Annotated in this window: 9 protein-coding genes; 6 read left to right on the forward strand and 3 right to left on the reverse strand. The window is 41.1% G+C overall.

Annotation, left to right across the window (positions count from 1 at the left end; all coding sequences use genetic code 11):
• Window positions 1-4 precede the first annotated feature (4 nt).
• Entirely contained in the window at window positions 5-3133 is a 3129-nt protein-coding gene (locus QSE00_RS03710) for a SusC/RagA family TonB-linked outer membrane protein (protein ID WP_286104905.1), read from the reverse strand.
• 459 nt (window positions 3134-3592) lie between these two features.
• On the opposite strand from QSE00_RS03710, the gene QSE00_RS03715 reads away from it, so the two are divergent.
• From QSE00_RS03715 to QSE00_RS03740, 6 genes are all read left to right on the forward strand, one after another.
• Complete coding sequence (locus QSE00_RS03715; RefSeq protein ID WP_110354803.1) at window positions 3593-4612, forward strand: LacI family DNA-binding transcriptional regulator; 1020 nt, start codon at window positions 3593-3595, stop codon at window positions 4610-4612.
• 146 nt (window positions 4613-4758) lie between these two features.
• Window positions 4759-5412 (forward strand): beta-phosphoglucomutase, encoded by a 654-nt coding sequence (gene pgmB, locus QSE00_RS03720; RefSeq protein ID WP_286104906.1) that lies wholly within the window; start codon window positions 4759-4761, stop codon window positions 5410-5412.
• Between the two features lie 110 nt (window positions 5413-5522).
• Window positions 5523-7838, forward strand: a complete 2316-nt coding sequence (locus tag QSE00_RS03725; protein WP_110354613.1) for a glycoside hydrolase family 65 protein — start codon at window positions 5523-5525, stop codon at window positions 7836-7838.
• Between the two features lie 207 nt (window positions 7839-8045).
• Window positions 8046-9836 carry an alpha-amylase family protein gene (locus QSE00_RS03730; protein ID WP_286104907.1) on the forward strand — a complete coding sequence of 597 codons (1791 nt, stop codon included), beginning with the start codon at window positions 8046-8048 and terminating at the stop codon, window positions 9834-9836.
• 80 nt (window positions 9837-9916) lie between these two features.
• Window positions 9917-10606 (forward strand): glycerophosphodiester phosphodiesterase, encoded by a 690-nt coding sequence (locus QSE00_RS03735; protein WP_258364752.1) that lies wholly within the window; start codon window positions 9917-9919, stop codon window positions 10604-10606.
• Entirely contained in the window at window positions 10606-11892 is a 1287-nt protein-coding gene (locus QSE00_RS03740) for a BaiN/RdsA family NAD(P)/FAD-dependent oxidoreductase (RefSeq protein WP_110354610.1), read from the forward strand. The genes QSE00_RS03735 and QSE00_RS03740 overlap by 1 nt, the downstream gene beginning before the upstream one ends.
• Window positions 11893-11899: 7 nt before the next feature.
• Here the strand turns inward: QSE00_RS03740 and QSE00_RS03745 are convergent, their stop codons facing one another.
• Window positions 11900-12631 (reverse strand): MIP/aquaporin family protein, encoded by a 732-nt coding sequence (locus QSE00_RS03745; RefSeq protein ID WP_286104908.1) that lies wholly within the window; start codon window positions 12629-12631, stop codon window positions 11900-11902.
• Window positions 12632-12649: 18 nt separating this feature from the next.
• Window positions 12650-14149 carry a glycerol kinase GlpK gene (gene glpK, locus QSE00_RS03750; RefSeq protein ID WP_286104909.1) on the reverse strand — a complete coding sequence of 500 codons (1500 nt, stop codon included), beginning with the start codon at window positions 14147-14149 and terminating at the stop codon, window positions 12650-12652.
• Window positions 14150-14384 lie beyond the last annotated feature (235 nt).

The raw sequence follows: 14384 nt of genomic DNA on the forward strand, positions 1-14384 counted from the left end.
ATGATTAAAAAGTTACGTTAAATCCTAATGTGTATGTTCTTGGTCTTGGAAAGGCGCTATAATCGATACCCGCTATAGGCAGACCATTTAATAGGGCAGCACTGGCCGGCGCCACACTTACCTCCGGATCAAGACCGGAATAATCCGTAATCACAAAAAGGTTCTGGCCTGTAAGACTAAGTCTCATTGACTTGAACAAGCCTTCTTTTAAAGGAACATTATAGGAAATGGATGCCGTTTGCAATCTTACAAAATCTCCTTTTTCCAAAAATCTGGTAGACACCGAAGCTTCGGCAAATCTACCTTCCTGTCCTGCCAAGTCCACCACATTCTGTGTTACATTATTACCACTTCCAATAGCACCTCCCGTAAAAAAGGCGTTGGCGGTATTATTGTAGATATAGTTACCAAATTGCCCATTGAAATACATAGAGGCAGACCAGTTTCTGTAACTGGCAGAGGTAGAGAAACCGCCCGTAAAATCCGGTAGGGCACTCTTACCTACAAACTGTTGATTATCCACACCACCCTCGTGCACAGGATTTCCACTGGCATCGAAACCGGTAAACTCCCTCAAATAAAAGGAATACAAAGGTTGTCCAGAGGCAAGGCGTTGGGCAAAAGCGTTGGACAGACCGGCACCCCGAATGGTCCCCGCTGCAATTTCCCCATCAAAATCGGTAATTTCATTTTTATTGTAGGCCACGTTAAAACCAGCGGTCCAGTCGAAATCCTCTCCTTGCAGAATATCATAATTCAAGGAGAACTCAGCCCCCTGGTTCAACACAATGGCATCCAAATTTTGGAAAAAGGTGGGTTGCGGAGAAGGCTGTGCTGCCTCAATATTAAGGAGTAAATCCCTAGTTTCCTTACGATACACATCTACCGAACCGCTAAAACGATCATTGGCAAACCCAAAATCCAAACCTACATTATATTGGGTAGTTTCCTCCCATTTTAAATCTGGGTTGGCAAATTCCACGGTTGTAATTCCAGGTACGTTAACGTCTCCACCATCACTAATATTGGGATCCCCATTTATGGCTGTGGAATATCGTTCCCTTCTCGCGAACCTTCCATACCCCAGTCCATCCTGGTTTCCGGTAATACCATAGCTCAACCTAAGTTTTAAGGTAGACATAGCATCTCCCATAAAATCTTCTTCATTGATCTTCCAAGCAAAAGCAGCAGAGGGAAAAATACCATATCGGTTATTTTCACCAAAACGCGATGAACCGTCGGCCCTTACCGTTGCAGTGAACAAATATTTATTTGCTATACTGTAATTGGCCCTGGCAAAAAAGGATTGTAACTCATCCGTATTGTCAAAAGTATTGGTGAAAATTGATTTCACAGGAATACTTACTTCCCCCAACAATTCAGTATCCGGTTCTGGATCTGAAAAAAGTCTGTTCACAAATAGATCGGCATCTCCCCCGGATGAGTAACCATACTGCTGGTATGAGCCTGTAATCATGGATTCGATCTTGCTCGCGGCATCGGTTAAATTCCTGGCCATAGAGTTTAAATTGGTTGTGGAATAACCCCAACCTTCCACATTTCTTCCTTTGGTATTGAAATCCTGATATGAGAAACCTCCCAAAACATCCAATACCGAATTATCGAACTCTTTTTTGTATGTCAAGGTAAGTTCCAACAATCGATTCTCCAAATCGAGGTCATTTAAGGTACCTCTACCATTACCGCCGGCACCACGGCCCACATTAAAGGATTTACTGCCCAATTCCGCTTCACGGGTAGAATTGGATTTATCGTAACCTACAGTAGCCTTGGCCGTTAAGTCTTGTACAATATCATATGAGGCCGAAAAATTGACCAGAAAACGATCGGTATAGGTTAAACTTTGCCAGTTCTCCAACAAGTTTAATGGGTTGATCCTATCCCCAGGATTAAACGTACTATTGGCTGGCCAGGTAGGATTGGCGGAATAAGCGGCACCCAACATATCCCCTGTAGATCCAGCACTACCACTTAATGGCGGCGCCTCATCATTTACTCTTGAAAGAGTAGTCTGCAAATCCAACCTCAATTTATCGTCAAATACTCTTTGGGAAAGATTAATTCTACCTGTGACCCTTTCCTGAGAAGATTTTGGTACAATCCCAAATTGTTTACCATAATTAAACGTGGCCCTTACGTTGCCCGATCCATAATTTTGGGAGTAGGCTAGGTTGTTATTGGTCGAGGATGAGTTTCTGGTTACCAATGATTGCCAATCCGTATCATTCCCTAAATCCGTTGCACTACCACCAAAGGCAGAAACAGCGGACAGGAATTCGCTCCTGTTCAACAAATCAAAATCATTGGCCGGTGATGAAAAACTTAGATCGGAAGAAAACTCCCAAGTACCTCCCTGTGCCCCGCCTTTACCACTCTTGGTAGTAATAATAACCACCCCATTGGCACCTCTGGAACCATAAATGGCGGTTGATGACGCATCCTTTAAGATACTCATACTTTCAATATCATTTGGATTCAAAAAGCTAAGTGGATTCCTAGCAGAACTAGATCCTACCCCTATATCCGTACCTTCAGAAGAACTACCTCCAGAAGGAAGGGGAACACCATCTACCACAAATAAGGGATCATTATTGGATCTTACCGAAGAAGTACCCCTTATCCTAATGGCAACACCAGAACCTGGTTCACCACTTCCTTGGGAAATTTGAACCCCAGCGGTTTTACCCTGGATCAATTGTTCGGGAGAAGAAATAACCCCTCCGTTAAAGTCCTCGGAAGTTACGGCCGAAACCGCACCGGTGGCGTCCTTTACAGTAGTGGTACCATAACCAATGATAACTACTTCGGCCAATGCCTGGGCATCCTCTTCCATCATAATATCAATAGTGGTCTGGTTACCTACCACCACCTCCTGTGTTTTATAGCCGATATAGCTAAAAACAAGGATGGAACCCGCATCCACATCACTAATGGTGAAAATCCCATCAAAATCCGTTTGTGCGCCATTGGTTGTTCCCTTGACCACTACACTGGCTCCCGGTAAGGGGCCACTAGCATCAGATACCGTACCTGATACTTCTTGAGCTGAAGCTAATCCAAAACACAAAAATGTTCCAAATAGCAAAAAGCTTTTAAGTAATTTAAGCTTCATACATCGTTAGTTTTAATTGAGTTAAAATTTGTTAGTTGTAATTGAGTTGAAAAAAGATATTTAAGTTTAATATTTCTTAAAATATTCCAATATATATGCGAATGTAAATAATAAAATACCTATTTATTGACATATCTCCATATTTAACGCCTAAAATGCAACTAAAACGTTTTCGTTAATTTACGTTAATTATAAGATGGCGTTAAACGGTCGAGTATCGGTTTCGGCATTTTTTACACTGTCCAACCCAATTCGTTTGTACGAAAATACATCATTTTTTTGTTTTGATGGTATTTTGATAAAAATATATACTTTTTAAACAATTCTTGAAAATAGATTTCACTCCTAACTTGAATATACTATTTTTACAGCCTGTCATTTAATAATCCAATTTGTGCCTAAACAGTACAATTGCTTTTATATTTTTAGTAGTATATTCACTTGAAAAAATATTCACCTTTGAAAAGAAAAATCACCCTCAAACACATTGCAAGGGAATTAGGGGTTTCCATTTCTACGGTTTCCAAAGCATTAAAAAATAGCGAGGAAATTGGATCGGACACCAAAGAGAAGGTCCAGGCTTTTGCTAAACTATACAATTACAAGCCAAACAATATTGCAATCAGTTTAAAAAATAAGCGCACTAAGAATATTGGGGTGATAATTCCGGACATCGTACATCATTTTTTCACCACAGTTTTCCGGGGAATTGAAAATTACGCCAATGCCAAAGGCTATAATGTTATTGTCTGTGTCTCGGACGAATCTTTCGACCGGGAGGTCATAAATATGGAATTGCTTGCCAATGGGAGTATAGACGGTTTTATTATGGCCATTTCCTCGGGCACTCAATTGAAGAACGACTACAACCATTTAAAGGAAGTTACGGAACAGGGCATACCCTTGGTTTTATTTGATCGTGTTGCCGAAGATATAAAATGCGACAAGGTAATTATCAATGACAGAAAGGGCGCTTATAATGCAGTAACCAAATTCATAAAAGACGGTAGAAAAAGAATAGCCCTGATTACCACGGAGGAATATATAAGTGTAAGCAGGGAAAGGGCTACAGGCTACAGGGATGCCTTATTGGACAATGGAATGGAATACAACGAAAATCTGATATTAAAATTCCCTTCCATGGAAATCAATGAACAGCTTATTGAGGATTTCTTTGCAAGGGAAAAAGTAGACGCTGTGTTGAGTGTAAACGAAATATTTGCCATTCACAGTATGCGCTACGTACAGGGAAAAGGTCTGAAAATTCCTGAGGATATTTCCTTTATAGGTTTTACAGACGGACTTCTATCCAAATACGCCTCTCCTGGCTTAACTGCTATTGCCCAACACGGTGAACAGATGGGAGAAATAGCGGCAGAAATACTAATTGAAAAGGTAGAAAATCATATGGAGGAGGAAACCTATGTAACAAGGGTTTTGGAACCCACCTTGATAGAGCGCGGATCCACTTTTAATTAGGAGTTGATCCACTTCATCTCAGGGACAAACTTGAGCCATTGCATAAGATTTCCTTCTTCCCAATACTACCACCTACAGAGTTGCTTTTCCAACAATAAATTCCCCGTTTTAAAGATTGGCCAAATTTTAATTAATATCTTAAACCTATGAAGAAAACCGGATTTATATTTGATTTGGATGGTGTTATTGTGGATACTGCCAAATATCATTACCTAGCTTGGAGAAAATTGGCCAACGAATTGGGATTTGAATTTACCCAAGAACAAAATGAACAATTTAAAGGGGTAAGTCGCAAAAGATGCCTGGAAATCCTATTGGAAATTGGGAACATAAAGGCATCCCAAGAACAGTTCAACCGATGGTTGATAGAGAAGAATGAGGATTATTTGTCCCTTATAGAAGAAATGGACGAATCGGAAATCTTACCAGATGTCCAAAAAGTACTGCAGTTTCTAAGAAAGTACCACATACCAATGGCATTGGGCTCTGCCAGTAAAAATGCCCGTCCAATTTTGGAAAAAGTAAACTTAACGGATTATTTTAAAGTCATTGTGGACGGTAACCAGGTAACCAAAGCCAAGCCAGATCCCGAAGTATTTTTGTTGGCCGCCGAGCAGATGGGCGTACGACCCAAGGAATGTGTAGTGTTTGAAGATGCTGTGGCCGGTATAGAGGCCGCCAACAATGCGGGAATGTTGAGCATTGGGATCGGGGAAAAAAAAGTGCTTTCAGAGGCAAAATTTGTTTTTGCAAATTTCACGGAAATAGATGATAAATTCCTAAAACGCTTAATAGGATAAACTCCTTGGCGAACATTGATAATAATTATTTAAATTGGCATCTATCTTTCCATTTGGAATCTGATATTTATCATCAAAACCCCATTGCGATAACCTAGAAACACTAGCAAATGAACCAAGATTATATAAAGCCGGATAACTGGTCTATCATAGAAGAAGGATTTGAAAGGGAAAGAGTAAAATCCTCGGAAAGTTTATTCAGTTTGGGAAATGGTGCCATGGGCCAACGCGCCAATTTTGAGGAAAAATATACCGGCCCCACTTTTCAAGGAAGTTATATTGGAGGGGTATATTACCCGGACAAAACACGTGTGGGCTGGTGGAAGAACGGTTATCCAGAATATTTTGCCAAGGTATTGAACGCCCCTAACTGGATTGGGATCAATGTTCTCATTAACGGGGTAAATTTGGATCTGAATACCTGTAAAAACATACAGAGCTTTCGCAGGGAATTAAATATGCAGGAAGGTTGGTATTCCAGGAGTTTTATTGCTACACTACAAAATGACGCCGAAATTGAGGTAAGGATTATCCGCTTCCTAAGTTTGGATTATGATGAAGTAGGTGCCATAAAATATGAAATCAAGTCCATTAACCAGGATTGCTCCGTTGCCTTTCATCCCTATCTTGATAGTGGCATCACCAATGAGGACACCAATTGGGACGACCAATTTTGGAACACTACAGAGGTCACAACAAATGGTTTCCAAGCCTTTATCGAGGCACATACCATGAAGACCAACTTTGCTACCTGTACTTTTATGGAATCCAAATTGTACCATAATAATACATTGGTCATTGAAAAACCTTTGGATGCTTTATCCGATACTAGCGTAGTACATCATTTTAAAAAGGACATTAAAAAAGGGGACATCCTTTCACTCATCAAATTTGGCGGATATACGGTGTCTACAAACCATAAGGCCAACGAACTGAAATCGGCTGCCAAAAAGGTTTTGCAAAAGGTAACCGAAATAGGCTTTGAGCCTCTGTTGGAGCTACAAAAAAAATCATGGTCCAAAATATGGGAAATGAGCGATATTACCATTGAAGGGGATGTTAAGGCACAACAGGGAATTCGCTTCAATATTTTTCATTTAAACCAAACTTACTTGGGCAAAGATTCCAGGCTCAATATTGGCCCCAAGGGGTTCACAGGGGAAAAATACGGCGGTAGTACCTATTGGGATACCGAGGCCTACTGTATTCCCTTTTATATGGCCACCAAGAATAAAAAAGTGGCAAGGAACCTCTTGACCTATAGGTACAACCATTTGGAAAAGGCCATTGAAAATGCCCGAAAATTAGGTTTTGTAAATGGTGCCGCCCTATATCCCATGGTAACCATGAATGGGGAAGAGTGTCATAACGAATGGGAAATAACCTTTGAGGAAATTCATCGCAATGGCGCTATTGCCTTTGCCATCTACAATTATTACCGATTTACAAGCGATTATACCTATATCCCGGAAATGGGATTGGAGGTTTTAATCGGGATTGCCCGCTTTTGGCATCAAAGAGCCACATTTTCTACCCAAAAGAACCAATATGTAATTTTAGGGGTCACTGGTCCCAATGAATATGAAAACAATGTAAACAATAACTTTTACACCAACTATATTGCCAAATGGTGCATTAACTATACACTTCAGGAGCTGCAAAAAGTCAAGGACGGCTATCCGGATGATTATCATAGAATTATAGGGGTAACCAAACTTTCGGAAAATGAGACGAAGGCCTGGGCCAAGGTGGCCAAAAAAATGTACTTCCCCTTTGATGAAAAATTGGGTATTTATTTACAACAAGATGGCTTTTTGGACAAGGAACTGATCCCTGTCAAGGAATTAAACCCCAAAGAACGTCCCATAAACCAAAAATGGAGTTGGGACAGGATCTTAAGGTCGCCCTACATTAAACAGGCAGATACCCTTCAAGGGTTTTATTTCTTTGAAGACCATTTTACTACAGAAGAATTGGAAAGGCATTTCGATTTTTACGAACCCTATACCGTCCATGAATCTTCCTTATCCCCATGCGTACACAGTATTCAGGCGGCCAAACTGAACAGAATGGACCAGGCCTATGCTTTTTATCTCCGTACTTCCCGATTGGATTTGGACGATTATAATAAGGAAGTAAAGGAAGGATTGCACATTACTTCCATGGCCGGTACCTGGATGAGCATAGTGGAAGGTTTTGGGGGTATGCGGATATTGGAAGACAAACTATCCTTTACCCCAAGAATACCAAAACAATGGAAATCCTACTCCTTCAAGGTTAATTTCAGAAATAGAATTCTAAAGGTTAAGGTTACCGAAAACGAAACCACATTTGACCTGGAAGGCACGGATGAAATGTCTATTCGGGTAAACGGAAAACGAGTGGTTTTAACCGCTGGCAAGAAAACCCATTTCCAGATCAACTAAATATTCACTAATAACAGCAAACCCAAAACAATTGGAAGATGAAAGAGTTGGTTCATTAATTTAAAAACCCTAAAAGTTAACCAAATGTTACGCCCAAAATAAAAATTTTGAAAAAATAGCCTCTAAATCCAAAAACAAGTACCATTATTGCACCGTAAAGCCAAGCAATACATAGTTAGGCCTTTTGTTCCGAAAAGAAAGCACCAAATGAAAGAGACCACTGAAATTCGAAAAACAGTAGTTTACCAAGTATTTACCAGATTGTTCGGAAATACCAATACCACCAATAAGCCTTGGGGGACCATAGAGGAAAATGGTGTGGGCAAATTTAGCGACTTTACGGAAAAGGCCCTAAAAGAAATAAAGGGTCTGGGGGTAAGCCATATTTGGTATACGGGTATTCCCCATCACGCCCTCATAAGGGATTATACCGCTTACAACATTTCCAATGACGACCCGGATATAGTTAAGGGCAGGGCGGGTTCGCCATATGCCGTAAAGGATTATTACAGTGTTAGCCCAGATTTGGCCAATGACCCCAACCATAGAAATTTGGAGTTCAAGGAGCTGTTGGACAGGAGTCACAAAGCAGGTCTAAGGGTTATCATTGATATCGTTCCCAACCATATTGCCCGAAAATATGAAGGTAAAAACAATCCGAAAGGGGTGGTGGATTTTGGAATCAACGACGACACCACTGTAGTCTATGCCAAGGACAACAATTTTTATTACAATCCCGGGGAATCTTTCTCTGTCCCGGATTGGCGGGATGGCTACTTACCCTTGGGAGGGGAAAAAACTAACATGGCCGATGGTAAATTTGTTGAATCCCCCGCAAAATGGACTGGAAATGGATCCCGTTTGTCCAAACCCGATTTTAATGATTGGTATGAGACCGTAAAAATTAATTATGGAATTAGTCCGGACGGACACAGGGATTTTGCAACCTTGCCAGAAGATTTTGGCCATAAACATTTTTCCGAACATTTTGAATTCTGGAAAAATCAAGCCGTTCCCGATTCCTGGATAAAATTTAGGGATATTGCCCTCTTTTGGTTAGATCAGGGAGTGGACGGGTTTCGTTATGATATGGCCGAAATGGTTCCCGTAGAATTCTGGAGCTTTATGAATTCGTCCATAAAAATGAAAAATCCTGAGGCGTTTTTAATGGCAGAGGTCTACAACCCCAACCTTTACAGGGAGTATATCTTTAAAGGGAAAATGGACTACCTCTATGACAAGGTTGAGTTCTATGACTCCTTAAAACATATCATGCAGGGCCATGGGTGGACAGACCATATACCTGTAGTCCAAAACGGACTCATGGATATTGAACATCAAATGCTTCACTTTCTGGAGAATCATGACGAGCTGCGTATTGCCTCTCCGGAATTTTTGGGTAATGCCGAAAAAGCCAAGCCTGGCATGGTGGTTTCCGCTACTATAAGTACCTCACCCACCATGATCTACTTTGGGCAGGAAGTAGGTGAACCAGCCAGTGAAAGTCCTGGATTTGGATCTCCAGGTAGAACCTCCATCTTCGATTATGTTGGGGTTCCCCATTTTCAACGCTGGGTTAACAATAAGAAATTTGACGGAGGCCAATTAGCCCCAAATGAAAAAGAGTTAAGGACATTTTACAGGAACTTGCTCAATTTCACCATTAACAGTAGCGCTTTAATGGGAAAATACAAGGATATTCATTTTTATAACAAAGATCATACAGAATATTATAATCATCGGGTTTTATCCTTTGTTAGATGGTCTAAGAACGAAAAACTCATAATTATTGCTAATTTTGATAGTGGCCAGGCTTTTGGATTTGATCTAAAGCTGCCAAGGGAAGTCATCAGGGAATGGGGGCTACAAAATATTACCTACCCTGTAAAAGACCAATTGTTCAAGAAAAAGGAGTTATCCTTACATGTAGAAAACGAAATTGGCCATATAAGAATAGATATACAACCCTTGGAATCCTTAATTTTAAGTTTAAATTAAATTTATAGCATTGCATTATGAAAACACCATCATTAGTTGGCTCTTTTTTCTTGTTTCTATTAATTATAAGTTGTGACAATATGAATAAACCCTTGGTTATTGGCCACAGAGGTGCCATGGGGCATGAAACGGAAAACACCTTGGCATCCATTCAAAAAGCAATAGATCTGGGTGTTGACATGATTGAAATTGATGTATTTAAAATAAAAAGCGGTGAAACAGTAGTCTTCCACGATAAGGATGTGGAAAGACTTACGGATAGTATTGGGAATATCGAAGATTATAATTTTGAAGACCTACAGAAATTAACTTTGATAGGCAACCATAAAATACCAACTTTACAGGAGGTTCTAAATGTAATAGACAAAAAAGTTCAGTTAAATATTGAGCTCAAAGGGTCCAATACAGCCGATAGGGTAAACTTTATAATAAACTACTACATAAAGGAAAAGGGTTGGTCCATGGATAAATTTATAATCTCCAGCTTCAAATGGGAGGAACTTAAGACCATGCGTGCTCTGAATGCGGAAGTCCCCATTGCCATCCTTATAAGCGGTGATCCATTAAAAGCCTTGGATATTGCCCAAGAATTGCACGCCGCGGCCATTAATCCGTATTTTGAGGACCTCACTTTGGAGAACGTCAATGAAATTAAAAAGGCCGGATTCAAAATTTATCCCTGGACGGTAAATGAACCAGAAGAAATTGAAGCTGTAGAGAGATTGGGAGTGGATGGCATAATCACCAATTATCCAGAACGCATCAATTAATGTTCGATGTTATTGTGTTAGGAGGTGGTGCCGCAGGTTTCTATGGTGCCATTCATATAATGGAACGCAATCCCAAGTTAAGGGTAGCCATTTTGGAACGCGGCAAAGAGGTACTGACCAAGGTAAAAGTATCCGGGGGAGGGCGATGTAACGTTACCCATGCCGAATTTGACCCCAAAGAACTTACCAAGAATTATCCCAGGGGAGAAAGGGAATTGGTGGGGCCATTTCACACTTATTGCACTGGAGATACCATGTCTTTTTTTGAAAAAAGGGGTGTGGCATTGAACATTGAAGCCGATGGAAGAATGTTCCCCTCCTCCAATTCTTCCCAAACCATTATAGATTGTTTTCTTAAAGAAACCGACCGTTTGGGAATCAAAGTCCTTAAGAACAGTTCCATTGTGGGGATAACATCGCAGTACGAAAATGTGGAAAAAGGGAATTACCCCTGGGAAATCAAAACAATTCGCAACACCTACCAAGCCAAAAAAATATTGGTTGCCACGGGCAGCAATCCCAAAATTTGGGATCTTTTAAAACAAATGGGACATACAATAATTCCCCCTGTTCCCTCACTTTTCACTTTTAATATTAAGGATGAAAGAATAACTGGAATACAAGGTGTTAGCACCAATGCCAATATCAAAATAATTCCTTCCCAGGTCAACAACAGCAAATTTAAGTCGGCCTTAAAAAAATATTCCATCCAGCCCTCCGATCTGGAATCCGAAGGCCCTCTATTAATTACACATTGGGGAATGAGCGGTCCGGGCATCCTAAGGTTATCTGCCTGGGGGGCACGGATATTGAATGATTTGAATTATAAGTTTTCAATTCAAATAAACTGGCTACCTGCCTATCATGAGGAAGGCCTACAGAGACAACTTCAACAAATCAAGGAGGTTGAAGGCAAGAAAACCATACTGCGCACCAAAGCTTTTGACATACCAAAACGGTTGTGGGGCAGTATGGTTAGGGCAGCGCAAATTTCGGACACCGATAAATGGGCCGATATCTCCAAAATACAACTACAAAACTTAGCAAAGCAATTAACGGGTTCGGTATTCAGGGTAGATGGAAAAAGTACGTTTAAGGAGGAATTTGTTACTGCCGGTGGGGTGCACTTAAAGGAAATAAATTTTAAAACCTATGAAAGTAAAATTTTACCCGGACTCTATTTTGCCGGGGAAGTGTTAAATGTGGATGCCATTACGGGCGGCTTTAACTTTCAAAATGCCTGGACAGGGGCCTATATTGCCGCTCAGGCAATTGCCAAACATTAATGATGGGCTAACTACCCAACAATATCATTAGCAAGGCCGCCGAAATTGCCCCGATCACTGGTCCTACAATGGGAATCCAGGCATAACCCCAGTCGCTCCCACCCTTTCCCTTAATAGGCATTATAGCGTGCATTATTCGTGGACCCAGATCTCTGGCCGGGTTTATGGCATAACCCGTGGTACCTCCCAAGGAAAGCCCAATTACCCACACCAAAAATGCAACGGGCAGGGCTCCCAAAGACCCTAGTCCAATAACGGTATCCGTATCGGTTATTGAGGCATCGGTAAAATAGAGCACTACAAACACCAAGGTAAAAGTACCTACTATTTCACTAAATAGATTATTAATGGGATTTCTTATGGCGGGAGCTGTACAAAATACCGCTTTTTTAGTGTCCTGGTCCTCAGTTGCATCAAAATGATCTTTGTAGAAGAGCCAAACGACCAAGGCACCCAACATGGCCCCTATAAATTGTCCCAAGGCATAAGTGGGCACCAAAGCCCATTCAAATCTTTCGGCCATAGCAAGGCCTATGCTTACGGCCGGATTTAAATGTGCCCCGCTATAGGGTGCGGCCACTGCCACCCCAACGTATACGGCCAGACCCCAAGCAGTGGTAATGACCATCCAGCCCGAATCGTTGGATTTGGTTTTGTTCAGGATTACATTGGCAACAACCCCGCCCCCCAAGAGGATCAGGAAAAAAGTACCTATAATTTCAGCAATAAAAGGAGTCATAGTTGGTTGGTTTTATATTTAATCGTTTAGTTTGGACCAATATTCTACAGCATCAATGGCCCTGTACCAGCCTTTAATATTTTTCTCTATTTCTTTTCTCTCGGTTGTGGGATCAAAATTTACATCAGTTTGCCAAATTTCCTGTATCTCTTCCAAACTTTCCCAAAATCCGACCGCCAAACCTGCCAAATAAGCTGCTCCCATAACCGTTGTCTCTATCACTTTTGGCCGTACGGTGGAAGTATTCAACACATCGGCCTGAAACTGCATCAATAAATTATTGACCGTAGCGCCCCCATCGACCCTTAATTCTTTTATGGAAATTTTAGAATCGGCCTCCATCGCCTTTAAGACATCCATGGTCTGAAATGCAATTGATTCCAGAGATGCCCTGGCAATATGGGCATCCGTACTCCCTCTTGTGAGCCCAAAAATCGTTCCCTGCGCATGTTGGTTCCAGTAGGGCGCGCCCAAGCCTGCAAAGGCAGGTACAAAATAAACCCCATCGGTACTCTCTACAGAACCGGCCAATTTCTCCACATCTTCGGACCGTTTTATAATTTTTAAGCTATCCCTCAACCATTGTACAACGGCACCAGCAATAAAAATACTTCCTTCCAGGGCATATTGGGTTTTGCCATTTATGGTCCATGCTACCGTGGTTAGAAGGTTATTTTCAGAAACAATGGGTTTTTCCCCAATGTTCATTAGCATAAAACAACCCGTTCCATAGGTATTTTTAACCATGCCAGGTTTTGTGCACATTTGGCCGAATAATGCCGCCTGTTGATCACCTGCGATTCCGGCAATAGGTATTTTACTTGCAAAGAAATTTGGATTGGTATTACCATATACCTCACTGGACTGTTTCACTTTGGGCAACATACTCCTTGGAATGGTAAAAAGCTCCAATAACTCATCATCCCATTCCAAGGTGTTTATATTGAAAAGCAATGTTCTGGATGCATTGGTAACATCCGTGATATGAAGTTCCCCCTTGGTCATATTCCAAATTAACCAAGAATCTATGGTCCCCATAACCAAGTCTCCTGCTTCCGCCCTTTCCCTGGCCCCTTCCACATTATCCAAAATCCATTTCACCTTGGTTCCCGAAAAGTAGGAGTCGATGACCAAACCGGTTTTTTCCCTTATAAGTTTGGATTTTCCCTGGCCCTTTAATTCATCGCAATAGTTGGAGGTCCTTTTATCCTGCCAAACAATGGCATTATACACAGGCTTTCCTGTGTTCCTATCCCAAACTACTACCGTTTCCCTTTGGTTCGTTATCCCGATTGCAGCTATATCCGCTCCGTAAATTCCCTTTTTTGTGGTGGACTCTGCTGCGGTGCTCACCTGGGAGGACCAAATTTCCAAGGGGTCGTGCTCTACCCATCCCGGTTTTGGAAAATATTGCGTAAACTCCTTTTGGGCGACCGAAATTATATTGCCTTTTTTATCAAAAACAACGGAACGGGAGCTCGTGGTACCTTGATCCAACGCTAGTATATATTTTTCCATAAGGGTGGTATATTTTTAAAATGGGTATCAAGATAACAAAATATGGGCACTAATTTTGAAAAATTAATAATCAGGTTCCCAAGATTATAACAATAATCCCTGCTCCCTTGCATACCTCCAGGTTTACTTATAATCAGTCTTAAATTATCGCATCCAAAGAAGAAATTAATTGATAATAAAACATAATTATTTCCACAGAGCACTTTTATTCTTAATTTTATGAGCCTCTCCCAAT

The sequence above is a fragment of the Arenibacter flavimaris genome, assembly GCF_030291335.1.
Classification (GTDB): domain Bacteria; phylum Bacteroidota; class Bacteroidia; order Flavobacteriales; family Flavobacteriaceae; genus Arenibacter.